Origin of the sequence: Tritonibacter sp. SIMBA_163, assembly GCF_046535935.1 — a bacterium.
GTDB classification, from domain to species: Bacteria; Pseudomonadota; Alphaproteobacteria; order Rhodobacterales; family Rhodobacteraceae; genus Epibacterium; species Epibacterium scottomollicae.
Map to the genome: position 1 here is coordinate 1 of NZ_JAWJBP010000807.1, position 256 is coordinate 256.

Annotated in this window: 1 pseudogene; it reads left to right on the forward strand. The window is 59.0% G+C overall.

What is annotated here, in order from left to right:
• Positions 1–33: 33 nt before the first annotated feature.
• Positions 34–256, forward strand: a pseudogene (locus tag R0J92_RS24560) (hypothetical protein); the annotation flags it as partial.

A 256-nucleotide genomic window follows, 5' to 3' on the forward strand; every position in this document is an offset into this window, starting at 1 on the left:
GTCATAGACCACGTCACTGAGGGGAACCACATCATGACAGACGTCCACTGGCTGCTACCGGGAACATTGCTGGCACTTCTTGCAGGCGGGGTTCGCGGCTATACCGGCTTTGGCTTTGCCATGACGTTGGCACTGGGGCTGCTCTGGTTCCTTCCCCCGCTACAAGTCATTGTAGTGGTACTGATGCTGGATATTTTGGGCGCTTTAGGGCTGGCCCGGCGCGCCTGGAAAGCGGCAGACAGCACACTGCTGGCTC